This is a genomic window from Agrobacterium sp. CCNWLW155, from assembly GCF_036888815.1.
Classification (GTDB): domain Bacteria; phylum Pseudomonadota; class Alphaproteobacteria; order Rhizobiales; family Rhizobiaceae; genus Agrobacterium; species Agrobacterium radiobacter.
The window spans coordinates 689,557-712,097 of sequence record NZ_JBAKFW010000001.1 but is presented as its reverse complement, the minus strand read 5'-3'; the positions used below and the strand labels follow the sequence as shown (position 1 = coordinate 712,097).

Annotated in this window: 20 protein-coding genes and 1 tRNA gene; 12 read left to right on the top strand and 9 right to left on the bottom strand. The window is 59.9% G+C overall.

What is annotated here, in order from left to right:
• Window positions 1–173: 173 nt before the first annotated feature.
• Together V6S97_RS03580 and V6S97_RS03575 are read right to left on the bottom strand one after the other, a co-directional pair.
• Window positions 174–404 (bottom strand): hypothetical protein, encoded by a 231-nt coding sequence (locus V6S97_RS03580; RefSeq protein ID WP_003502959.1) that lies wholly within the window; start codon window positions 402–404, stop codon window positions 174–176.
• Between the two features lie 202 nt (window positions 405–606).
• The gene (locus tag V6S97_RS03575; RefSeq protein ID WP_020812120.1) at window positions 607–858 is read right to left on the bottom strand and encodes a hypothetical protein; all 252 of its coding nucleotides are present in this window, start codon (window positions 856–858) and stop codon (window positions 607–609) included.
• 78 nt (window positions 859–936) lie between these two features.
• Here V6S97_RS03575 and V6S97_RS03570 point away from each other — a divergent pair, with 78 nt between their 5' ends.
• Window positions 937–1,773 carry a hypothetical protein gene (locus V6S97_RS03570; RefSeq protein WP_223568624.1) on the top strand — a complete coding sequence of 279 codons (837 nt, stop codon included), beginning with the start codon at window positions 937–939 and terminating at the stop codon, window positions 1,771–1,773.
• Window positions 1,774–1,943: 170 nt separating this feature from the next.
• Here the strand turns inward: V6S97_RS03570 and V6S97_RS03565 are convergent.
• From V6S97_RS03565 to V6S97_RS03555, 3 genes are all read right to left on the bottom strand, one after another.
• Window positions 1,944–2,019 (bottom strand) — tRNA-Lys (locus V6S97_RS03565).
• Window positions 2,020–2,174: 155 nt separating this feature from the next.
• Window positions 2,175–2,429, bottom strand: a complete 255-nt coding sequence (locus tag V6S97_RS03560) for a GlsB/YeaQ/YmgE family stress response membrane protein (protein WP_035212520.1) — start codon at window positions 2,427–2,429, stop codon at window positions 2,175–2,177.
• A gap of 25 nt (window positions 2,430–2,454) precedes the next feature.
• Window positions 2,455–2,682 (bottom strand): hypothetical protein, encoded by a 228-nt coding sequence (locus V6S97_RS03555; RefSeq protein ID WP_334426575.1) that lies wholly within the window; start codon window positions 2,680–2,682, stop codon window positions 2,455–2,457.
• On the opposite strand from V6S97_RS03555, the gene V6S97_RS03550 reads away from it, so the two are divergent.
• From V6S97_RS03550 to V6S97_RS03535, 4 genes are all read left to right on the top strand, one after another.
• Window positions 2,576–5,221 (top strand): mechanosensitive ion channel family protein, encoded by a 2,646-nt coding sequence (locus tag V6S97_RS03550; protein WP_245364510.1) that lies wholly within the window; start codon window positions 2,576–2,578, stop codon window positions 5,219–5,221. The two genes, V6S97_RS03555 and V6S97_RS03550, sit on opposite strands and share 107 nt — an antisense overlap.
• Window positions 5,222–5,618: 397 nt before the next feature.
• Window positions 5,619–6,752 carry a hypothetical protein gene (locus tag V6S97_RS03545; RefSeq protein ID WP_003502953.1) on the top strand — a complete coding sequence of 378 codons (1,134 nt, stop codon included), beginning with the start codon at window positions 5,619–5,621 and terminating at the stop codon, window positions 6,750–6,752.
• 580 nt (window positions 6,753–7,332) lie between these two features.
• Window positions 7,333–9,846, top strand: coding sequence for a GcvT family protein (locus tag V6S97_RS03540; protein ID WP_003502951.1), 2,514 nt, complete (start codon window positions 7,333–7,335; stop codon window positions 9,844–9,846).
• 160 nt (window positions 9,847–10,006) lie between these two features.
• Window positions 10,007–10,840, top strand: coding sequence for a response regulator (locus tag V6S97_RS03535; protein ID WP_107675664.1), 834 nt, complete (start codon window positions 10,007–10,009; stop codon window positions 10,838–10,840).
• Window positions 10,841–10,862: 22 nt separating this feature from the next.
• On the opposite strand, the gene V6S97_RS03530 is transcribed toward V6S97_RS03535, so the two are convergent.
• Window positions 10,863–12,419 (bottom strand): phospholipase D family protein, encoded by a 1,557-nt coding sequence (locus V6S97_RS03530; protein ID WP_334426082.1) that lies wholly within the window; start codon window positions 12,417–12,419, stop codon window positions 10,863–10,865.
• Between the two features lie 156 nt (window positions 12,420–12,575).
• Between V6S97_RS03530 and V6S97_RS03525 the strand changes: the two genes are divergently transcribed.
• Genes V6S97_RS03525 through V6S97_RS03515 form a run of 3 tightly spaced genes read left to right on the top strand, consistent with a single transcriptional unit; the run spans window position 12,576 to window position 13,895 of the window.
• The gene (locus tag V6S97_RS03525) at window positions 12,576–12,890 is read left to right on the top strand and encodes an ArsR/SmtB family transcription factor (RefSeq protein WP_003502944.1); all 315 of its coding nucleotides are present in this window, start codon (window positions 12,576–12,578) and stop codon (window positions 12,888–12,890) included.
• Entirely contained in the window at window positions 12,887–13,243 is a 357-nt protein-coding gene (locus V6S97_RS03520) for an SRPBCC family protein (RefSeq protein WP_087744084.1), read from the top strand. Before V6S97_RS03525 ends, V6S97_RS03520 begins: the two co-directional genes overlap by 4 nt.
• Before the next feature lie 43 nt (window positions 13,244–13,286).
• Entirely contained in the window at window positions 13,287–13,895 is a 609-nt protein-coding gene (locus tag V6S97_RS03515) for an ATP-dependent Clp protease proteolytic subunit (RefSeq protein ID WP_111834438.1), read from the top strand.
• 8 nt (window positions 13,896–13,903) lie between these two features.
• Here the strand turns inward: V6S97_RS03515 and V6S97_RS03510 are convergent, their stop codons facing one another.
• Complete coding sequence (locus V6S97_RS03510; protein WP_334426081.1) at window positions 13,904–14,794, bottom strand: NAD-dependent epimerase/dehydratase family protein; 891 nt, start codon at window positions 14,792–14,794, stop codon at window positions 13,904–13,906.
• Between the two features lie 67 nt (window positions 14,795–14,861).
• Window positions 14,862–16,985, bottom strand: coding sequence for a DNA topoisomerase IV subunit B (gene parE / locus V6S97_RS03505; protein WP_334426080.1), 2,124 nt, complete (start codon window positions 16,983–16,985; stop codon window positions 14,862–14,864).
• A gap of 224 nt (window positions 16,986–17,209) precedes the next feature.
• On the opposite strand from parE, the gene V6S97_RS03500 reads away from it, so the two are divergent.
• The 4 genes from V6S97_RS03500 (at window position 17,210) to V6S97_RS03485 (ending at window position 21,432) form a co-directional block, all read left to right on the top strand.
• Entirely contained in the window at window positions 17,210–18,091 is an 882-nt protein-coding gene (locus tag V6S97_RS03500) for an alpha/beta fold hydrolase (protein WP_080866159.1), read from the top strand.
• Window positions 18,092–18,302: 211 nt separating this feature from the next.
• On the top strand, window positions 18,303–19,073 hold the full coding sequence (tpiA, locus tag V6S97_RS03495) for a triose-phosphate isomerase (RefSeq protein ID WP_087744079.1): 771 nt from the start codon (window positions 18,303–18,305) through the stop codon (window positions 19,071–19,073).
• 115 nt (window positions 19,074–19,188) lie between these two features.
• On the top strand, window positions 19,189–19,644 hold the full coding sequence (gene secG / locus V6S97_RS03490) for a preprotein translocase subunit SecG (protein ID WP_003502931.1): 456 nt from the start codon (window positions 19,189–19,191) through the stop codon (window positions 19,642–19,644).
• A gap of 159 nt (window positions 19,645–19,803) precedes the next feature.
• On the top strand, window positions 19,804–21,432 hold the full coding sequence (locus tag V6S97_RS03485) for a CTP synthase (protein WP_003502929.1): 1,629 nt from the start codon (window positions 19,804–19,806) through the stop codon (window positions 21,430–21,432).
• Between the two features lie 95 nt (window positions 21,433–21,527).
• Here the strand turns inward: V6S97_RS03485 and V6S97_RS03480 are convergent, their stop codons facing one another.
• Window positions 21,528–22,460, bottom strand: coding sequence for an alpha/beta hydrolase (locus V6S97_RS03480; RefSeq protein ID WP_060726281.1), 933 nt, complete (start codon window positions 22,458–22,460; stop codon window positions 21,528–21,530).
• Window positions 22,461–22,541: the final 81 nt, after the last annotated feature.

The window sequence follows — 22,541 nt, the reverse complement described above, 5'->3', positions numbered from 1 at the left end:
CGAAAGGCCGCGTGGGAGGCGTGGCCGCATGGGATCGGCTTTGCTCCACGCGGCGACCTTCACGACATGATCTGTTCCGGCAGTGTCGACAGGGACACTCCGGGCCAGCTACGTCGATTTTCACGATGATGTTTCGAAGGCGCGGGGCTGATCCGCCCTGCTTCAGGAGGGGATCAGGAGAGGGGACGTTGATCCGGCGCGGGAAGGCCGCCGGCGGTCAAGAGATCGGTGAGATGCTCGCTGGCGAGCGCGACGATGGCAAGGGCGGCCTGCTGGCGGTTCCAGCCGGCATGTTCCGCTTTTTCGATCAGCCCTTGAATGGAAGGCTCCAGCGCGAACTGGCACTCTGCCTGATAGTCCATGGTGTCGATCGAAAGCGACGGGGAATTGATTGCGGCCCGCATCCTTTGGTCTCCCTGTTTTCCGGCATGCCATCATACGCAAGACGCAAATCGGAACATGCACATTCAGAGGCCGGTGATATCGGGTATGGTCATGAGGCCCGCATATCACTGGCAGCGAATCCCCCAGCAGGCGGACGTTAACGGTAAGTCTTGATCGCTGTCAACGAGCGTGGGGTGGCAGGGGATGTCGCCATGCTCGTTTTCAGAGCCTTCCGCTCCGGAAAGGCTTTCGCCGCCAGATCAGCAGCGCCATCACGTAAAGCGCAAAAAGCACGAACCATGTGACGGGCAGCACCATGAAAAGCGCCGCATAAGCGCAGTTTCCCTCAAAACAGGAGCCGAGAAATCCGGAATCGGCAAGCGCTGCCGACAATAAAAACGCACATATCCCGCTCCCGACTGCGCCGAGAATGAAAAGCAATATGTTGATGAACAATCTCATGACCCCGATCATAGGGATGATTGAGACAGCTTTGGGGAAACGGCGTCACGGCGAGACCTATATTCACCGTTTCGGCAGCATTGAGAAGGAATGAAGATCTTTTCCAGTCGCAACGAATTGACGAAAACATTAAGTCGAATTTTAAATATGACTCGCGTTTTACGGGAATTCTGGTTTTATTACTTCGGGGTTATAAATGGGGATTTTCAGATGATCAGGGTCGTTTTTATTACGCTCGCATTTTTTCTCTTCGCCATACCGCCGTCGGTTGCTCAGGATACAGCTCCTGACTGGAAAAAATTTGGTTCCGAATATTTGACCTATAATGGTCAGGCCCTGACGTTCGACGCGGCAGACCTGCAGCGCCACCAGAACCGCTTGCGTTGCGTTAAAATGAATAATTACGGATGCGTTATGGGGAGAAGCTGGCAAGGGGCAGCCGGCAACGACAGGGCCGGTCATGCCATCTTCGAGCATCCGAAATGGTCGGTACGCGCAGTTGTCCGGGATTATTGCTCGAAGAACCGGAGGGGATTGCGATCTGCAATGCAGATTGCCGAGACCTATTCACCCTGGTGCGATACGCTCGGCACCGTCGGGGTTCGAAACGGCTGGGGCAGATCATGCGCTGGTGGTCCGCAGCCGCCCGCAGGCTTCAAAGGTCCTCTCTGCGCAAAACCCGCAAACGGCACTCCGGCGGCCGGCCAGTGCGGAAGCTGCAATTGCCCCGATGGCGTTGCGCGGGGCATGGCGGCCAGCGTGAACGCCGGGATCAATGACAATCTTGCGCTTTTTGGTGCTGACGGCTCACCGAATGTCGGCAATCTGGTTGCCGTTCTCGGAAGCAAATTCCGGCGGGAGACCGGTTTTGCGGTCAATGAAGGGTTGATCAAGGAAGGTATCGAGCTGGCGGGGCAATGCCGCTGACAGGTTTTTAGCTCCGCGTGAACGATGCACTTTGGGAACACCGACAGAGGCGGCGCAAGCCGCCTTTTAACGGACGGCGTCTAAGGCTCGCAACTTGCCCCTGGGCATCATCGGCCCGTATGGCCGACGCTGGCTGCGTCCGTTAATTTTATGATAAATCAAGGAGTTAATGGTGGGTGATGTAGGGCTCGAACCTACGACCCGCTGATTAAGAGTCAGCTGCTCTACCAACTGAGCTAATCACCCGACCGGCACCGTGTGGCGGTGTGAGGGGGCGTATAAAGGGGAAGTTTGGGCTTGTCCAGCGCGGAAATGAAATTTCTTCGATTTTTGTGACGAAAAAATTTCAGTCGCGCTGGAAAAGCCTGGAAATCCGGGGTTTTACGGATTTTTCCTTTTATTCATCCGCGTCTGAAAGCCCGGCCGATAAGGATGAGGATGCAGGCGCCGATGAAGCCGGCGATGAGATAACCGAGCCAACCTTGCAGAACGATTCCAAATAGCGAAACGATGGCGTTGGCGACGATCGCACCAACGATTCCAAGAAGGATGTTCATGAAAACACCCATATTGCTTTTCATGAATTGTTCGGCGAGCCACCCGGCGACACCACCGATGATGATGGCTGCGATCCAGCCAATGCCAGCAGATTCCATGATTTCCTCCCATGTTGCTGCATCATCAAAGGTGATGATTCCCCTGGTGAAAAGCAAGGCAAACTCCTGAAAACCTCGCTTTATGCGGGTGGTTTTCCGCGCGGCAGGCGCTAAATAGCCTGATGCGGCGCAAAGAGACGAAAGGCATGGATGTGCGGTTGATGTTGGGCGGATTGATGGACGGCAAACGGGTGTTCGGCGGCTTGACGCGGGATCGGCGGCAAAGGACCGCCATGGCGGCGATAATGGCCATGGTGCTGTTCCTGGTCGGCGGTCTTTTGTCGGCAATGCCCGCCTCGGCGCAGGAGGGAACGACATCGCCCGCCCCGGTGGCTATCCAGGCTTCGACCGTCGAACAGGCGAGGGCGGAGCTGGAGAAATGGAAGGCCGATGTCGCGGCAATCGCCAGACAGGTGGAAGCGGGCGGCAGCGACGACGTGCAGCTTGTGGACCTCAAGGGACGGGCCGATACCATTGCCGCCGATGCGGCCGCCGCCAACACCAAGCTGCGCACCCGTCTCGACCAGATCAAGACCCGGCTGGATGCGCTGGGTGCGGCGCCTGCGGACGACCAGCCGCCGGAAGCCAGCATGGTGACGGAAGAGCGAAACCGGCTGACGGCGGAACGGGCCGAGGTGAATGCGATTGCCGGCGAGGTGGAGAGCACGGCCACCAATGCCGCGCAGATCTCCAACAATATCACCGCCGTTCGCCGGGCGCTTTTCGCCGCCACGCTGTTCAAGCGCACGGAAGTTTCGGCGCAGACGCTGGGCGATGCGTCCTCCGCCTTTCTGACCGAGCTGACCAACCTGAACAACGCTTTCAGCGGCTGGGCGAGTTTCGTCTGGAATTACAAGCGCCTGCCGATGTTCGGGGCCGTGACGCTGTCGATCATGGCGGCGCTCCTGTTTCTGGTGGGTGGTTACCGCTTTTTCGGCAGCCGCATGGACCGGCGGGCGTTTACGGGCGAGCCTTCCTATCTGAGACGGCTTTCGGTGGCCTTCTGGTCCACCATGGTGCAGTCGCTGTCGCTTTTCCTGTTTCTCGTCACCTCGGCGTTTTTCCTCGATAATTTCAACGTGCTGCGGTCTGATATCGCGCCCATCCTGTTCGGGGCCATGGCGGTCACGGGCTTCGTTTATTTCGTGTCGCGGCTGAGCTATGCGATCTTTGCGCCGACGCAGTCGGAATGGCGTCTGCTGCAGGTTTCCAATCGCGGCGCACACACGCTGTCCTCGGCCGTGCTGCTGATGGCGCTCGTCAACGGGCTCGATTATCTGTTCGGCACGATCAGCGAGACGCTGTATTCGCCGCTGATCGTCACCGTTGCCAAGAGTTTCGTCGCCTCGATCATTATCGGCCTTATCCTGCTCACCGTGTCGTTCCTGCGGCCGGTCATCGGCGAAGGGCAGGATTACGAGACCGGCAATCAGCGACTGCCGCGCTGGCTCGTCATTCTGCTGCGGGTTGGCGGTCTCGTTCTCATCGGCGCCTGCCTGACGGGTTATGTCGGTCTTGCGCGCTTCCTCGCCACGCAGATCGTCGCCACCGGCGCGGTGCTGGCGACGATGTATATCGGCATTCTCTCCGGCAAGGCGATTTCACGGCAGGGGGCCTTTTCGGAATCCCTTGCCGGCCGTTATCTCGGACGACGGTTCGGCCTCGGCCCGGTTGCGCTCGATCAGGCCGGTCTTGCCGCCGGGCTCGGCATCTATGCGGTAGCACTTGCGTTCGGCGTGCCGCTCATCCTGTTTTCCTGGGGTTTCCAGCCGGGCGATATTGAAAGCTGGGCCTATCGCCTGCTGACCGGCATCACCGTCGGAAATGCCTCGATTTCGCTGATCGGCCTCTTTGGCGGTGTTCTCGTCTTCGCCATCGGTTATATCATCACCCGCTGGTTCCAGAAGTGGCTGGACAACAACGTCATGGCGCGCGGGCAGGTGGATGCCGGGGTGCGCAACTCGGTCAAGACAGGTATCGGTTATCTCGGTATCGCAGTTGCGGCCATCTTCGGTGTCTCTTCGGCCGGTCTCAACCTTTCGAGCCTGGCGCTGGTGGCTTCTGCCCTTTCGGTCGGTATCGGTTTCGGCCTGCAGAACATCGTCTCGAACTTCGTCTCCGGCCTCATCCTGCTGGTCGAGCGCCCCTTCAAGGTGGGGGACTGGGTGGTGACAGGCACGACGGAGGGCACCGTCAAGCGGCTTTCCGTGCGCGCCACCGAGATCGAAACTTTCCGTGGACAATCGATCATCGTGCCGAATTCCGAATTCATCAATTCCTCTGTTGGCAACTGGACGCACCGCAACCGCATCATGCGCGCCGAAATCCCGGTTTCCGTGTCTTACGATTCCGATCCGCAGAAGGTCATGGATATTCTGCTGGAACTCGTGCGCGCCCAGCCGCCGGTGCTGCGCAATCCCGAGCCGCATGTGGAATTCCTGCGCTTCGGCGATTTTTCGCTGGATTTCGAACTGCGTTTCCATCTCGCCGATCTGTCGAACGGGCTTGGCGTGAAAAACGCGCTGCGTATCGCCATCCTCCAGCGCTTCCGGGAGGAGGGGATCGACATCCCGTTCCCGCAGCGCAACCTCAATATCCACGTCGAAGGCGACGCCAATCCGCAGATGCTGGCGGCGCTGCTTTCGGAAGAGGGCGACAAGGCGGTGGTGGCCCATACGGGTGCGGCATCGCCCGTTGCCGGCAATGCGCCGGAAAAGGATGCCGGCAAGGCGGGCGACAAGACTGTTGCGGAACAGCCAGCCGCGGCAAAAGCGGCCGGAAAGGACAAGTGAGCGGCTGCGGCTGGTATCAGTCCGGACGGGTGCGGGGCAGGCCTCGCATCCGACTGTCTTGCGGTGAATGATGGGCGCACCGGGGCGGCTTTTACTTGATGGAGGCGGGATGCGCCCGACTGCCGTCATGAAAATATAATCAGAATACCCGCAATGACTGTATTGTTGTGTAAACTGTAAGTTGATATATTGTGGTTATTATTTAGTTTATTTCTTTTCTGTCGGGGTTCAAATGCCGGATCCAATCGATGAGAATGCCCAGCCTGCCCAGCCTGCCCAGCCTGCCCAGCCTGCCCAGCCTGCCCAGCCTGCCCAGCCTGCCCAGCCTGCCCAGCCTCCGGGCCCGGTTTCTGCGAAAACATCTCTTCGGGAAAGACTGAAGGGTTTTTGGGCGTGGATGCAGCCCCATGCCACCCGGCTGTCCCTTCTGACGGCTGGGGTCGTTATCGGCTCGGCGGGTCTGTTTTTCCTGATGGGCGAGACGGATGTGACCGACGATTACCTGCCCAAACGCTGGAACGAATCCATCCGCCGGTTGGGCATCGAGCCGGTCTATCCTCCGCAGGAGGATATTTATGTCGGAGACATTATCGCCGAAATTGTCGATTCAGGGCACAAATTCAAGTCTTTACCTCCCGATCTTGAAAGTGAGTCCTTCATCGGCCGTTACGTCAAGATAACCCAGATACCAAATTTGCGGGGTTATCTCGGCGTGAAGTCGGAGGCGCCCTATTTTGGCGACAGCACCTGGCTGGAGGACAAGAAGACGCTCTCGGTTGCTCAACCCCGTGCGGAGATTGCAACGGACGGAACCACCTCGGGCCTGCAGGTGAAGGACGCGCTTTTTCCCGTCATCAAGATAGAGCGCAAGGAAGGCATGGCGGGGCTTCTGCGCAATATCGCCTTCGGTGGCGCACGGGCGGATGTCGAGGAAATCGAACTTCAGAATGTTCAGACCTACGCGATCAACCCTTTCCATGCGCAAAATGCGCTGATGGCGTTTTGCAATGACAAAGACACCAAGGTCTATTGTGCGGACGAATATCTTCGCGAGAAACTGTCCTATATTCTCAGCCGCGACATTTTGAGAACCGGGGATACGGAGGATTGTGGTCCGCGTTATATTTACGATATCCGTCTGCTGGTTGTGCGCCAGGCGTTTCTGACACGCGGCGTCAAAGTTACCAACGGACGGGGCCGCTCGGCTTTTCTGGATGCGGGGGGTAACAGGGGAGACCCCGAAAAGGGTATGTCCGATGCCGCTGAGGCTGCGACCACCGCGCCGCAGGGCAAGCAGCCCGCGCCCAAAAATATGGCCGATAGTGACAACAGCATTCACAGCACAAACAGCTCTGGCCTGTTTTCCGATCGCCAGTTTGCGCGGCCGCTCGTCATAGGCTTCAACAGCGTTTCCATAGGCATGCGCAACAGCACGCCTGCCTGGCTGGATGCCGCAGCAAAGGCGGCCGCCGGCAAGGAAGTTAAAGACAGCGCCAGGATTTGTGCGTCTTCGCAGGAGGTTGCGAATTGAGAAGGCTCATTTTTCTCTTCGGTATGTTTTTTCCGGTTTTAGCAAGTGCGCAGGATGTCGTTCGCCCGTCTGTGACTGCAGGGGGCCTTGAGCAATTCACCACTGATTGTATCTATCGCATTCCGCCTTGTGGCGGCGGTGGCTATCCACCGCCACCGCCTCCGCCCGGTGGGGGCGGTGGGATACACAATCTGCCAGGTGGTCCTGTCTTCAAGGACTCGATCATCGTTCCGGGCAATGATGTCCTCAAGGGTTTGAAACTGGACGGCCCGGATGTGCGGGGGCTGCAAATGCAGCTTCAGAACCGATAGTCGGCAAGTCCGGCCCGTGGCCTGCCTTTTGGTCGCGGGTCGCAATCCCGGTCTGTTTCGGCCGGATATTTCTCGATATCTTTGCTGCCGTCTCTGCAAGAGGCGGCGGCAATACGAAAGCCCACCCAGTGGAGGCAATTTCTTCCCTGTCGCAGCACCCTATGGCCATGTCGCAATCAGGCGGCTGAACGGCCGACAAGCGCTTCATATTCCTCCCATCCAATGTCGGCGGAATAAGGCAAGGCCGGCGCTTTTCAGGGGTTCTGTAAATGAAGACACATGCACGGGCGGTGGTGATCGGTGGCGGCGTCGTCGGCGTTTCGACGCTTTATCATCTTGCCAAGAAGGGCTGGAGCGACAGCGTTCTCATCGAGCGCAAGGAGCTCACCTCGGGTTCCACCTGGCATGCCGCCGGGCTTCTGCCGCTGTTCAACATGAGCTATTCGGTCGGCCAGATCCACAAATATTCCGTCAAGTTCTATGAGGAGCTTCAGGAAGAGACCGGCATGAATGTCGGCTTCTCCAAGGTCTCCAATATCCGTCTCGCCCGCACCAAGGATCGCTGGGACGAATATATGTATTATGCCGGCATCGCCGAGACCATCGGTGTGCGGGTCAACATGCTGACACCGGAGCAGGTGAAGGAAATCTGGCCGCTCTGCGAGACGGACGGTCTGCTGGGCGCCATCCAGCATCCGGATGACGGTTATATCCAGCCCGCCGATCTGACACAGGCGCTGGCCAAGGGTGCGCGTGATCGTGGCGCGACCATCTATCGCAACACCACCGTCACCGCCATCGAGCAGCTGGAAGACGGTCACTGGAAGGTGACGACGGATAAGGGCGAGATCATCGCCGAACATATCATCTCCTGCACGGGCTCCTTTGCCCGCAAGACCGGCGAGATGGTCGGCATCAACATTCCGGTCATTCCGGTCGAACATCAGTATATCGTTACCGAGCCGCACCCGGCCATTCAGGAACGTCGCCGCCAGGGCCTGCCGGAAATGGGCGTTCTGCGCGAATCCGACTCGGCCTGGTATATGCGCGAGGAAGCGGGCGGCCTGATCCTCGGTCCTTACGAAGTCGGCGCACCGGTCTGTTATGTCGACGGCCCCTCCGATGACAGCGAATATGAGCTGTTCCAGGAGGAACTCGACCGCCTGATGCCGCATATCGAAACCGCCATGGTGCGTGTTCCGGCCTTCGGCGAAGTGGGCATCAAGAAGGTCTATAACGGTGCTATCGCCTATACGCCTGACGGTAACCCGATCGTTGGTCCCGCACCGGGCCTGAAGAATTTCTGGCTGAACGAAGGCCATTCCTTCGGCATCACCGCCGCCGGCGGCGCCGGCTGGCAGCTGGCCGAATGGATCGTCGACGGCGAGCCGACGCTCGACCTGATGGGTGTCGATCCGCGCCGCTTCGGGCCTTACGCAACGGAAGGTTACCTCATCGCCAAGAACGAGGAAGCCTATGCCAACGTCTTCACCATGCATTATCCGGATGAGGAGCGTTCCGCCGCCCGTCCGCTGAAGACCACGCCGGTTTATGACCGCCTGAAGAAGCTCGGCGGCGTGTTCGGCTCGGTTTATGGCTGGGAACGTGCCAACTGGTATGCGCCGGAAGGTTATTCGCTGCGCGAGGAAGATCTCGGCGTCGGTGCCGATGTCATCACCAGCCACAATCATGCGCCGGCTCTGGATGATGGCCGTATCGTTGAAAAATGGTCCTTCCGCCGCTCGAATTATTTCGAACATGTCGGCAACGAGGTGAAGAACGTTCACCAGAATGTCGGTGTGCTTGATATGTCGGCCTTCGCGAAGATGGAGGTTTCCGGCCCCGGTGCACGGGCATGGCTCGACAGCATTCTCGCCAACATCGTGCCGAAGAAGCGCGGCCGTATCGCGCTCACCCATCTTCTGACGCCGACTGGCGGCGTGAAGGCGGAATTCACCGTCTATGAGTGGGCGCCGGGCCGCTTCTACATGGTTTCGGCCGGTGGTCTCGAGACGCATGACCATGACGTGCTGCGCCGTCTTGCGCCCACCGACGGGTCCGTGGTGCTGCAGCCGATCACGCAGAAATACGGCGTGCTGGTTCTGGCCGGCCCGAAGTCGCGCGATCTCCTGAAGAAGCTCACCCGCACCAGCCTTGATAACAAGGATTTCCCCTGGCTCACCGGCAAGCAGATTTCCGTCGGCGTGGCGACGGCGCATGCGCTGCGCGTCAACTTCGTGGGCGAACTGGGCTGGGAACTGCACCATCCGATCGAGATGCAGAACTACATCTTCGACCGGCTGATGGAAGCGGGCGCCGAATTCGGCATCAAGCCTTTCGGTATTCGCGCCATGGTGTCCATGTCGCTCGAAAAATCCTACCGCAATATGGGCCGCGAACTGTCGGTTGAATATAACGCCTATGAATCCGGCCTCGACCGCTTCGTGCGCCCGGAAAAATCCTTCATCGGCCGCGATGCGCTGGTGGCTTACAAGGAAGCCGGCGCGAAATGGGTGTTCTCGACGCTGACCGTATCAGGCAATACGGATGTCGATGCGCGCGGTTCGGAAGCAATCGTTGATGAAAACGGCGTGCTTGCTGGCCGCGTGACAAGCGGCGGTTTCGGCTGGCGCATGGGCAAGTCAATTGCGCTCGCTATGCTCAAGCCGGATTATGCGGCCGTCGGCACCAAGCTCAAGATCCGCATTCTCGGCACGTCCTATGATGCCGAAGTGGTTGAAGAGAGCCCGTTCGACACCGAAAATGCGCTTCTGCGCGTATAAGACCACATCCCCTCCCAAAGTCGGAATACGGCCCCTCGCGGGCCGTATTTCCTTTTAAGTAAGCATGTGCTCAACTGGCTTTCACGCAAAAGTGTTATTAATCATTCTGAAAAATGAGCCTGCTATCTTTCCCTGACATACGATGGGGGATCGGGGCAGAATGAATTTCCTGGGCATTACGGGCATGCAATATTCTGGCGTGCCTTTTACCAACAGCCGCATCTTGCTGGCGGAAGATACAAATGTGTTCACCCAGATGGTGAGCATGCGCCTGAATGAATTACTGGGCGTTACCGTGGAAGTGTGCCGCAATTTCGAGGAGTTGCAGGCCTGTTACGAACATTCTCCCGAACCGGTGACGCTGGCGATTTCCAACATCAACCTGCCGGGGGCGGAAAAGGGCGAGGCGCTGGAATATCTGATCGATCTTTCGATCCCGACCATCGTTTTCACCAGCACCTTTCACGAGGGGACGCGCGAAACGCTGATCGCCAAGGATGTGGTCGATTATATCCTGAAGGACAATATTTTCGCCGTGGATATGCTGACGGAATCCGTCTGCCGTTTTCTCACCAACCACCGCCACCATGTGCTGATCGTTGATGACAGCCCGACGGCGCGGGCGCTGCTTTCGAGCCGCCTCAAGCGTTATAATTTCCGTGTCAGCCTGGCAGATAGCGGCGCCAAGGCGCTCGAAATCCTGAAGGCCAATTCCGATATCGGCCTCGTGGTGACCGACTATAACATGCCCGATATTGACGGCTTCGAACTGACGCGGCGCATCCGCACCGTACGCGGGTCGCATGAGCTGCGCATCATCGGCGTGTCGTCCTCCACCAACCGGCTGCTTTCCGCACGGTTCCTCAAGGCGGGCGGCAATGATTTCATGCTGCGGCCCTTCATTGACGAGGAGTTCTATTGCCGCGTCAACCAGAACCTCGATACGCTGGTTCAGATACGGCTGGCGAAAGCGGGGGTAAGGCCGGCGGCCTGACGGGGAGCGGCGTGACGGCCTGTCAAAGCTGCGATTCAAACGGCAGGAAGCGCATGATACCGGCGACGATGCGGCGGCTGATGTCGGCGTCGGGTTCGCGCCGGTAGGTTTTCGTCCGGCCCTGTTCTTCCGTCATCCAGACAATATGCCTGCCTTTGTCGATTTCCAGCTCGAAGCTCATGGTGCGGCGGATTTCGTCGGCGAATATCTCATCCATACGGGCGACCAGCGGGGCCGAGTTGAACACGACGCCCATTTCCGTATTGAGCGAGGCGGAGCGTGGATCGAAATTGAGCGAGCCGATATAGCCGGTCTTGCCATCACGGGTGAAGGCCTTGGTGTGCAGGCTCGCCTGTCCCGAACCGCGCAGGGTGAAGTTCGACTGATCCGCCTGCGCGCGCAGCTCATGCAGCTGCACCCCGCCGGAGAGGAGCGGTTTTCGATAGCGGGCATAACCGGCGTGAACGGCGGCAACATCGGTCGCCGCCAGCGAATTGGTGAGGATGGCGACTGACACGCCGTTTTCGGCGAGTTGCAGGAATATCCCCACCCCCTGTTTGCCGGGAATGAAATAGGGGGAGGTTATGTGCAGACTGTCGCCTGCTGCCTGCATCAGCGGCAGCAGGCTTTCCATCAGGAAGTTGTGACCCTTGCGGCGTTTGCCCGCCGCTTTCTCCGGCGGATCGGCAAGGATATCCGCCGCCTCGACCCAGTGCAGGCGGTCCGACATCAGGAAGTGGTCGCGGCCATACTGGCTTTCGACGCGTTCCAGATAGGGTTTGGCCGCCTCGCTTTTCGGCAGGGCATCCAGTTCGCGGCGCAATTTGGCGAGTTTGTTTGGCCTGCGTGAAAGCAGGGAACGCACGGGAACGGAAACGGCGCTGTTCCAGTAATCGTCGAAGATCTCGGTGGCGTCGGCGACGATGCTGCCGAAACCGAGAATATCGAAATCATGGAAATTCGCGCGCTCGGCGGCATCGAAATAGGCGTCGCCAATATTGCGCCCGCCGACGATCACGGCCCGCCCGTCGGCAATCCACGCCTTGTTGTGCATGCGCCGGTTGACGCTTCGGAAACGCAGCACCAGCTCGATGCCTCGATGCAGCATGTTTTCCCGCGCCCGGGTGGGATTGAACAGCCTGAGTTCGATATTGGGGTGGCTGTCGATGGCGTGAAATATACGGTCTGAGATGGAAACGCCGAGATCGTCGAGGAGCAGACGCACGCGCACACCGCGATCGGCGGCGGCGATGACTTCGCGCATCATCAGCCGTCCGGTCAGGTCGGCATTCCACATGTAATACATGAGATCGAGGCTGCGCCCCGCCGCCCGGGCCGCCGCCACGCGCACCGCAAAGGCATCGAGATTGGAATGTAAGAGGCAGAGCGCGTTCTTCTCGTTCCAGCCGTTTCGGATCGATTGCCAGTGCCGGTCCAGCGCCGTTTCATCCTCGGCAACGGGCAGGGCGGTGGAAGGGCGCTTGGGAATGGCCTTTTCCCGCTGCTTGCCGATGACGACGAACAGGCTCGGTCCTATGACCAGGAGAAGAATGATGATGAAGACCGTAAATGCAGTCACTTGTTTTGATCGCTCCCGGCCCGAAGAGTATCAGGCGCAGTGAAAACGCGCGAGGGGAGAAAGCGTTCACGGAATTGGACGCTGTGGATGAAAAACGCTGCCTTCCGCCCGCCGAAGGGACTTGTGAATCAGATAAGTGTGTGCTTATGTGTTGTCATGACTGAGAACGATATTTTCCGTGCGCTGGCCGATCCGACACGCCGCGCCATTTTCGAGAAGCTGGCGGACGGCGCCATGAACGCTTCCGCCTTGCGCGAAGGCATCGAGATTAGCCAGCCGGCCATGTCGCAGCATCTTTCTGTCCTGCGCGGGGCGGGGCTGGTGGTTGAAAGACGGCAGGGCCGTTTCGTCAATTATGAGGTCGATCCGGGAGGATTGACCCGCATTGCGGCATGGCTCGCCAAATATCGCGCCTATTGGCCGCAGCGCATCGAGGCTCTGAAGCTCCTGCTGAAGGATATGGATCAATGAACAGGCAAATACCGGAAGCACCGAAAAACGGTCTGGAGCTTGAATATGATCTGGACGAGCCGCCGCAGAAAGTGTGGCGTGCGATCAGCATTCCCGCCTTTCGCGAACACTGGTTGCCGAGGCAAGCCCTGGCGGAACCAGAGGCGATAAAATCCACGCCGGGGCAGGAGGTCTGCTACCGGCTGCGGGAGGATCATCCGCCATTTCTGGAAAGCACCGTCACGTTCCAGATCGCAGCGAATGACCATGGCGGCACCAGCCTGCGCATCATTCATGACCTGCCCGTAAATACCGGCCGCATGACGAAGGCCGCCGCAAACCACAACGGTTCGCCGATCAAGCTCGCAGCCTGATCCGGCACGTTTCCCGATATTCTTAAACGACAGGAGTTCGCCGATGCGCGAAACGATGCAACTCGTCCCTATGGTAGTCGAACAGTCGTCAAGGGGAGAAAGGTCTTTCGACATCTACTCCCGCCTGTTGCGCGAGAGGATCATCTTCCTCAACGGAGAGGTGAACGATACGGTTTCCGCGCTGGTTTGCGCGCAATTGCTGTTTCTTGAAGCGGAAAACCCGAAGAAGCCGATCCATCTCTACATCAATTCGCCGGGTGGCATGGTGACCAGCGGTTTCGCCATGTATGACACCATGCGCTACATTCGCGCGCCGGTGCATACCTTGTGCATGGGGACGGCCCGTTCCATGGGCTCGTTCCTGCTGATGGCGGGCGAACCCGGCACGCGGACGGCGCTGCCCAATGCCAGCATCCTCATTCACCAGCCATCAGGCGGTTTTCAGGGGCAGGCGTCGGACATGCTTATCCACGCCGAGGAAATCAGGCAGACAAAACACCGCATGACGCGGCTTTATGCCGAACATTGCGGGCGCAGCTACGAGGAGTTCGAGAGGGCGATGGATCGCGACCGCTTCATGACGGTGCAGGAGGCTCTGGAATGGGGCCTGATCGACCGCATTCTGGAAGTCCGCGAGGATGCGGCCGCATAGGGCCGGACTTACTCGGATTTCCGGCTGATATTGGCACCTGCTGGCAGGACTTCCAGGCTGCGCCGGGCAAGCTCAGCCACTACTTCCTCGAAACCGAAGCGGGATGTCCAGCCCAGCTCCTCTGCGGCGCGTGCGGGTGAATAGATCCGGTCAATGGTCGCTGGCAACGTCCATCCCATCTCCGCGAAAGTGGCGGCGACGGCCGGGGTCCGCTGCCGCAGGATGAAGGCTGCATCCCGAGCGAGAATGTCGCTGTCATCAGCGGAAAACGGGGTCGCGGCCGATATGATATAGCGTTGGAAATCGTCTCCAGCATTGCTCAGCGCCTGCACATGGGCATCGGCGACATCGCGGATATCGACGCCGCGATGCAGCCGGTAGGCCGCCATCACATCGGCGGGCTCCGGGAAACTTCTGGACATACGCAGCACGCGCACGGCGAGATGCGGGCCGGCCATCTCCGCCAGCACCTGCTCGGCTTCGAGCTTGGTGCGGTGATAGATGCTTTTCGGCCGGGGCGGCGTCTCTTCATCGATAAATGTGCAGGACCCTGCAGATACCGCCTGTCCGTAAAGCGCCGTGGTGCTGGTGAAAACCAGCCGTGGCACACCCGCCGCCATGGCCGCTTCCGCCAGCATGCGGGTCCCGCCGACGTTGATGCGCTGAAATTCTGCGTCTGGAACGATGCCGACATGCGGTGCATGGAGCGCTGCCGCATGGATCACCGCATCCGCTCGCTCCAGAGCGGAACGCAGCAGTTTTATGTCCGCGAAATCGCCGACAATGTGAGTGGTGGAAAAGGGGGAGCGGTCAATGCCGGTAACATCGTGCCTGCCGGCCAGGGCGCTGAAAATCGCGCGGCCGACCCGACCGGAACTGCCCGTCAGCACTATCCGCATGAGGTTCCCTCCACACCAACACAAAAGGCAGCGCCATGCGCTGCCTTTCAGGGGTGCATCCGGATGATCAGATATCCAGATTATCCGCGAAGGCCGCCCGCTCCTGAATGAAACGGAAGCGGGCATCGGCCTTGGTGCCCATCAGATTGTCGACGGCCTCGCGGGTGCCTTCGAAATCCACATCGTCGATCTCGACGCGCAGCAAGGTGCGCTTTTCGGGATCCATGGTGGTTTCCTTCAGCTGCTGGGCCATCATTTCGCCAAGGCCTTTGAAGCGGCCGATTTCGACCTTCTTGCCCTTGAAGATGGTTTCCATCAGTTCGGCGCGGTGGGCGTCGTCGCGGGCATAGGCGCTCTTGGCGCCCTGACGGATGACGTAGAGCGGCGGCACCGCCAGATAGAGGTGATTGCCGCGAATGAGTTCCGGCATTTCCTGATAGAAGAAGGTGATGAGCAGCGAGGCGATATGGGCGCCGTCGACATCGGCATCGGTCATGATGATGATGCGTTCATACCGCAGGTCTTCTTCGCGGTATTTGGTGCGGGTGCCGCAGCCGAGCGCCTGGATGAGATCGGCGATCTGCTGGTTGGCCGAGAGCTTTTCGCGGCTGGCGCTGCCGACGTTGAGGATCTTGCCGCGCAGCGGCAGAATGGCCTGATTGGCGCGGTTGCGGGCCTGCTTGGCGGAGCCGCCCGCCGAGTCACCCTCGACGATGAAGAGTTCCGCATTTTCCGCCGTGTTCTGGGCGCAGTCCGCCAGCTTGCCGGGCAGGCGCAGCTTGCGCACCGCGGTCTTGCGGTTGACTTCTTTTTCCTTGCGGCGGCGCAGGCGCTCTTCGGCGCGCTCGATCACCCAGTCGAGCAGCTTCGCCGCTTCGCCCGGATTGCCGGCGAGATAGTGGTCGAAGGGATCGCGCAGCGCGTTTTCAACGATGCGCTGGGCCTCGACGGTGGCGAGCTTGTCCTTGGTCTGGCCGACGAATTCAGGCTCGCGGATGAAGACCGAGAGCATGCCGGCGGCAGAGATCATCACGTCGTCGGTGGTGATGTCCTTGGCGCGCTTGTTCTGCGTCAGATCAGCGTAATTTTTGAGGCCCTTGGTGAGCGCGATGCGGAAACCCGCCTCATGCGTGCCGCCTTCGGGCGTCGGGATGGTGTTGCAATAGGAATGAATCTGCGTATCGCCGCCATACCAGGTGACGGCCCATTCCAGCGCGCCGTGGCCGCCGGTCTTTTCGGTGCGGCCAGAGAAAATCTCGCGGGTGACGGTGAATTCCTTGCCGAGCGTGGCGGCAAGATAATCCTTGAGGCCGCCGGGGAAATGGAACACGGCCTTCTCAGGGATTTCGCCGCCGGCCGGCACCATGCCGGGATCGCAACTCCAGCGGATTTCGACGCCGCCGAAGAGATAGGCCTTGGAGCGGGCCATGCGGAAGATGCGGGCCGGTTCGAACTTGGCGTGATCGCCAAAGATTTGCGGGTCCGGATGGAAACGCACGCGGGTGCCGCGACGGTTGTGCACGTCGCCCAGCTCCTCCAGCCCGCCGATCGGCGCGCCGCGCGAAAAACGCTGGCGGTAAAGCTTGCGATTACGCGCCACTTCCACTTCCAGAAGATCGGACAGCGCATTGACCACGGACACGCCGACGCCGTGCAGGCCGCCCGATGTCTCATAAGCCTTGCCGTCGAACTTGCCGCCGGCATGCAGCTTGGTCATGATGACTTCGAGTGTCGACTTGCCCGGAACCTGCGGATGGTTTTCCACGGGAATACCACGGCCGTTATCGGTGACTGTCAGGAAACCTTCGGTATCGAGATGGACTTCGATGAAGTTGGCGTGGCCGGCGACGGCCTCGTCCATGGAGTTGTCGATGACTTCGGCAAAGAGGTGGTGCAGCGCCTTCTCGTCGGTACCGCCAATATACATGCCGGGCCGCATGCGCACCGGCTCCAGCCCTTCGAGCACGCGGATCGACGACGCGCCGTATTCGTCACCGGAAGGAGACACAGGGGCCGGAGGGGCAGGCGGCGTAACGGCCGCAACGGCTGCGGGTTTCGGCTGCACATTCAGGTTGGCGGGCACGTTGGCGGCCGCGGTCGCCGGCGTCTTCGCGGCGTCCTCGTTCGTTTCCGTATCGCTGTTTCGTGCTGCCGGAAGACCGGAGAAGAGATCGTTGCTGTCGTCCATCATGTCCAAAGTTCAAAAGCGTGTGTCAGAATTTCGCCATGCGAATCATTATGCCAGTAGCGTCAATCATAACGCCAAACGCGGTTCCCGTCCGATTGAAGTGGGTCCGTCGGGCAAACGCGGCGCATCCTATGCCACGATTGTGTCAGGGTTTCGCAACAGGAGGATTGCGCTGCCGGCCTTGCAATGGCAAGTCTCGCAGCCACGAATGAACGGTTAGCCAAGGCATGTCCACAGCTCATTTCACGTTTTGTACTCTTTTCAGCCTGACTGTTGCGGCCATGCCGGTTGCGGCTTCGGCCTCCGACGGGCCGCTGCGCCCCTTCAAGGATGAGCTGTTTTCCGCCCAGACGTTGCTTTCCACCGGGGATGGCGGCGCATCCGAGGTCATCGACTATCAGGAAATGCGCGACATCAACGGCCGCGACGAAGTGCCGGAGCGGCGGGTGAAGCGGCAATATGTCGATATGACGCCGAAGAAGGCGCAGGCGCTTGAAACCGTGTCGGTCGAGGGCAGGGCGCTCGAGGTGGGGCGCGTCGGGCCGGCAAGCGGTCAGGCATTCACCGTCATCTTCATCCACGGGCGCGGTGGTGACCGGCGGCTCGGCATGAACGACTACACCTTCGGCGGCAACTTCAACCGGCTGAAGAACCTGGCCGTCGCCAATGGCGGCACCTATTATGCGCCGAGCGTGCGTTCCTTCGATGAGAACGGCGTTGCAGATGTCGCGGCGCTGATTGCCGATGCGGCCAAAAAATCGGGCGGCAAGCCGGTCGTACTGACCTGTGCCTCGATGGGCAGCTTCATCTGCTATGGCATCAGCCGCGACAAGGCTGCTGTCGCCAACCTCAAGGGCATGGCGATCCTCGGTGGTGCGGTCGATCCCGATTTTCCGAAAAGTGCCTTTGCCAAGGCCAGGAAGCCGGTGTGGTTCACCCATGGCAGCGCCGACAAGGTCTATTCGGTCGATCAGCAGGCGACGATCTTCCGTACCCTGCTGAAGGCCGGTGAGCCGGCGCGGTTCACGCGGTATGAGACCGGCAGCCACGGCACGCCGGTGCGCATGACCGACTGGCGGGCGGTTTTGAACTGGATTTTGAGCCGCTGAGGCCTCAATTTGGGTCAGCGGCGGTGAAATTTGCGAAATCGGCCGTCGTTTTGAACCTAAGGGCCGCTTTTTTGTACCATTTGCGGCCTTCTGCGGTTAAAGGAATATCCCGGGATTTCCGGCAGTATTTCTGTCGTGATTAAGGGCCGCTTGCGGCTGAGGGATGGGGCGCCGCCAAAGGCGGGGCCAGAGACAAAGGGAATGGATACGCATGACGCCGAATGTTCGACCGCTTGTTGCCGGAAACTGGAAGATGAACGGCACCCGTGCCTCGCTCGATCAGATCAAGGCCATGGCAGAAGGCGTCAAGGGCGCGCTGTCCGAAAAGGTGGATGCGCTGATCTGCCCGCCCTCGACACTGCTCTATGTCGCAACAGCGCTCTGTGATGACAGCCCGCTGATGATCGGCGCGCAGGATTGCCACCAGAACGCATCCGGCGCTCATACCGGCGATATTTCCGCCGAGATGATCGCCGACTGCTTCGGCACCCATGTCATCGTCGGCCATTCCGAGCGCCGCACCGACCATGCCGAGACGGATCATCTGGTCCGCGCCAAGACCTCTGCCGCCCATCAGGCCGACCTCATCGCCATCGTCTGCATCGGCGAGACGGCGGATGAGCGCAAGGCGGGCCAGACGCTCGATATTCTCAAGCGCCAGCTTGCCGGCTCGCTGCCGGATGAGGCGACGGCCGAAAATACCGTCATCGCCTATGAGCCTGTCTGGGCAATCGGCACGGGCCTGACGCCGACGGTCGAAGACGTGCGCGAGGCCCATGCCTTCATGCGCGACGAACTCGTCAAGCGCTTCGGCGATGCCGGCAAGACCATGCGCATCCTCTATGGCGGCTCGGTAAAGCCGGCCAATGCGCTGGAACTGATGGGCGTCGAGAACGTCGATGGTGCGCTGATTGGCGGTGCGAGCTTGAAAGCTTCCGACTTCCTTTCCATCTATGCGGCATACGAGCAACTGACGGCTTGATCCAAGCTTTCCTGCACGAGTGGCGGGAAAGGGGCTTGGAATAAGCCGTCGCCTCATGTAAAGAGCCGCAAAACCTTCTTTATGGTGCTCCGCGCGGGGCATGGAATGGATTGTCATGCAGACCGTTTTGATTGTTATTCACCTCATGATCGTGCTGGCGCTTGTCGGCGTGGTCCTGATTCAGCGTTCCGAAGGCGGCGGCCTCGGTATCGGCGGCGGTTCGGGCTTCATGTCCGCGCGCGGAACGGCCAATGCGTTGACCCGCACAACGGGGATCCTCGCCGCGCTGTTCTTCCTGACGTCGCTCGGCCTTGGTCTTATGACCCGCTACGAATCGCGCCCGACCGACATCCTGAACCGTATTCCGGCCACGCAGGGTCAGGGCAACGGCATTCTCGACACGCTCGGTCCGGCAACGACGCCGGCCCCGGCTCCGGCTGAAAATGGCGTTCCGACAAATAATGGTGCGGCCGCTCCGGCGCAGACGACACCGGCCCCTGCCGCTTCCGGCACGGCCGCCCCGGCACCGGCGCAGCCCGCCGATCCGAACGCAGTTCCGACCGGTCAATAAGCCCGGTTTTGATTTAACGCTCCGGCAGGCCAAAAGCCTGCCGGTTTTCTTTTGTTCGCATTCCGGCTCGCCCCATCGCGGATTCGTCAACAGCGAATTTTCGAAACCATTAATTTTGGGCTGGCGGAATCAGAGGTAAAAAGGTATCCGGTGAATCCCATGGCGCGATATGTATTCATCACAGGCGGCGTGGTCTCCTCTCTAGGCAAGGGCATCGCCGCGGCAGCACTCGGAGCTTTGTTGCAATCCCGTGGTTATCGGGTGCGGCTTCGCAAACTCGACCCCTATCTGAACGTTGATCCCGGCACCATGAGCCCGACACAGCACGGCGAAGTGTTCGTGACGGATGACGGTGCCGAGACGGACCTCGACCTTGGCCACTATGAGCGCTTCACGGGGCGTTCGGCCACCAAGACCGACAACATCACGACCGGTCGTATCTACAAGAACATCATCGACAAGGAACGGCGCGGCGACTATCTCGGCGCAACCGTTCAGGTCATTCCGCATGTCACCAACGAGATCAAGGATTTCGTGATCGAAGGCAATGACGACTACGACTTCGTCATCTGCGAAATCGGTGGCACGGTGGGTGATATCGAGGCGATGCCGTTCATGGAGGCGATCCGCCAGCTCGGCAACGACCTGCCGCGCGGCACCGCAATCTATCTTCACCTGACGCTGATGCCTTACATTCCGGCAGCCGGCGAGTTGAAGACAAAGCCGACCCAGCATTCCGTGAAGGAACTGCAGGCGCTCGGCATTCACCCCGACATCCTGCTTGTGCGCGCCGACCGGGAAATCCCGGAAGCGGAACGCCGCAAGCTTTCGCTGTTCTGCAACGTGCGTCCTTCCGCCGTCATCCAGGCGCTGGATGTGGCGAATATCTATGACGTTCCGATTGCCTACCACAAGGAAGGCCTCGATTCGGAAGTGCTGGCCGCCTTCGGCATCGAGCCGGCGCCCAAGCCGCGTCTGGAGCCTTGGGAAGAGGTCTGCAACCGCATCCGCACACCGGAAGGCGAGGTAACGATTGCGATCGTAGGCAAATATACCGGCCTCAAGGACGCGTATAAATCGCTGATCGAGGCGCTGCATCACGGTGGCTTCGCCAACCGGGTCAAGGTCAAGCTGGAATGGATCGAGTCCGAGGTCTTCGAAAAGGAAGATCCCACACCCTATCTCGAAAAGGTCAACGGCATTCTCGTGCCTGGTGGTTTCGGTGAGCGTGGTTCCGAAGGCAAGATCATGGCGGCGCAGTTCGCGCGTGAGCGCAACGTGCCCTATTTCGGCATCTGCTTCGGCATGCAGATGGCGGTCGTGGAAGCGGCCCGTCACCTTGCCGGCATCGAAAATGCCTCCTCCACCGAATTCGGCCCGACTTCCGAGCCGGTCGTCGGCCTGATGACGGAATGGGTCAAGGGCAACGAGCTGGAGAAGCGCTCCTCCAAGGGCGATCTCGGCGGTACGATGCGTCTTGGCGCCTACAAGGCGGCGCTGAAGAAAGATACCAAGATCGCCGAAATCTACGGCACCACGGATATTTCCGAGCGCCACCGCCACCGCTACGAGGTGAACGTGGACTACAAGGACCGCCTGGAAAATTGCGGCCTCGTCTTCTCCGGCATGTCTCCGGATGGCGTCCTGCCGGAAACGGTGGAATATCCTGACCATCCGTGGTTCATCGGTGTGCAGTATCACCCGGAACTGAAGAGCCGCCCGCTTGATCCGCATCCGCTTTTCGCCAGCTTCGTTGAGGCGGCGGTGGAGCAGAGCCGGCTGGTTTGACAGTTTGAATGAGATGAAGAGGGCCGCTTTTGCGGCCCTTTTGTTTGGTGATAATGGGCTTGGGACGCGCGGTGCGCTGCGATGCGCCCCATGCATCAGGTCAGAAAGCTGCGTTTCTTAAGCCACGCTTCGTACCATGTCGGCCATGCTTCGGTGAGAGTTCCGGGCTTGCCCATGCCAAAGCCGTGACCGCCGGACGCGATTGGATGAAACTCGACATCCGCGCCGGCCTTTTCGCAGGCCTGCTGCATGATACGGCTGTTGGCCGGATCGGAAATGCGATCGTCATCGGCCTGCGTCAGGAAAATCGGCGGGCAATCCTTTCCCACATGGCTTTCCACCGACCATTGCCGCGTTGCCGCATCCGTCGGATGTCTGCCGACAAGCGATTTGCGGGTCGAGGTATCGTCATAGGGAGCCGATAGCGTGATGACCGGGTAGATCAGCGCTGCGATATCCGGCCGGGCTGATTGCCTGTCGATATCATCGAGGGCATCGTAAGATGAGAAGGCGGAGCGGGCCGCAGTCAGGCCCATCAGGTGGCCGCCCGCAGAAAAGCCAAGCGCGCCGATCTTGTGCGTATCGATCTGCCATTGCGAAGCGCGGGCGCGGATGAGCCTGATGGCACGCTGTGCATCCTGAAGCGGGGCAAGCGGACCGGCGACCCAGCCTTCGATCGGCAGGCGATAGGTGAGGACGAAGGCGTGGATACCCCTTGCGGCAAGCCAGCGTGCTGCAGGATAGGATTCCTTGCCTTCTTCGATGCGTTTATATCCACCGCCACCCGCGATAATGATGGCGGAACCGTTTGGTTTCTCGGGTGCGAATATTTCAAGGCTCGGCAGGCTGATATTGCTGACCGCGCCTTTCCTGCTGATCTCCAGAGCGCCACCCGGACCGCTGCCGCCGGGAGGTGGGCCGGGCCAGAGAGGTATTTGCAGCCGCCTGTCCCGGGCCAAGACATCTGGGATTTTCAAGGCCGCCGCGAAAAGCGCGCCGCCCAGCAGGAGATTGCGGCGGCATATCATGGCGTCATCCTCATCGCGCTTGGGGTTTCGGCATTTGCGCCGGAGACCGGCTCACAAGGACGATCTTCAAAACGGCAGGCG